The sequence below is a fragment of the Dolichospermum circinale AWQC131C genome, from assembly GCF_000426905.1.
GTDB lineage: Bacteria > Cyanobacteriota > Cyanobacteriia > Cyanobacteriales > Nostocaceae > Dolichospermum > Dolichospermum circinale.
This window is the reverse complement of record NZ_KE384622.1, coordinates 44,117-45,106: the sequence shown is the minus strand read 5'-3', so window position 1 is coordinate 45,106 and position 990 is coordinate 44,117. Positions and strand designations below refer to the sequence as shown.

Genomic DNA, 990 nt, shown 5'->3' with positions numbered 1-990 from the left:
GAATAATAGTAAAAGTTTCGCTCTTTCTTCTGCTAGAATTTAGAAAATGAAAACGCCCTGCTAGGGAAGGGGGGCTGAGGGGTTAGGTTCTTGGAGATTGTTGGTTTCATCTAATACTTTTCAAACACCCTCTAAACATTACGCGAAGTGCTGTATTGGTATCGTTTTATTAATTTTTCACTTACCTAGGCGGAATAATAAGTCTCAAACCCGGATAAATGAAATCAGGATTACCTCCAATTCGCTCTCTATTATGTTTATAAATTACCGGCCACATATTCCCATCACCATAAAATCTTAGAGCTATCAGACTTAATGTGTCACCAGCTTGTACTATATATTGCGTCATCATTCTATCTCCTTTCAAATAGGTTCTGTAATTTGTCAGCTACACCATAGATGCCACCATCTACCAAAGTTTTGAATGAATGTCTCTCAGTTATAGTATTAAGAGTTGGATTATTTCCAATATATTGTTGAAACTCCTGGATAGTTACATCGTAGAATACAGGTATTAGAACATTGGTTCTGAGTATTTCTTCTTTTTCCAAAATTCTACTAAATTCTCGCCATACCCAACTATCTGTTGGTCTTCGAATCAAATTTGGAGTAATTACAAAAAGTGCAAATCTCGAATTGTGAATACCTTCATATATTCTTGTTTCAAAAAAATCACCATAATCAATTTGAAACCTATCATACCAAATACGACAACGTCTAGTTTGAAGAGCGTGAAATAGAGGATCTACAAATTGTTCCTTATCTTCACTTGCATGGCTCATAAAAGCATCATATGACTTCGACATAAGCTGTTTTCTTCCATCTAAATTTCTATCTCAGTTATAGTATAGCAGTCAGGTAAGAGGTTATTTATAACCCACATTCCGGACCCTGAACTGGCACAGATCAAAAAAGCCCTTAAAGTAGTACATAAAAACTAAAAATAAATTAAATAGAAAGAGTCTTAATGAGAAGAAGTAGCATTAAAAG

Annotated in this window: 1 protein-coding gene; it reads right to left on the bottom strand. The window is 34.5% G+C overall.

What is annotated here, in order from left to right; all coding sequences use genetic code 11:
• Nucleotides 1–353 precede the first annotated feature (353 nt).
• The gene (locus tag ACIR131C_RS0114235; RefSeq protein ID WP_028090742.1) at nucleotides 354–806 is read right to left on the bottom strand and encodes a toll/interleukin-1 receptor domain-containing protein; all 453 of its coding nucleotides are present in this window, start codon (nucleotides 804–806) and stop codon (nucleotides 354–356) included.
• Nucleotides 807–990: the final 184 nt, after the last annotated feature.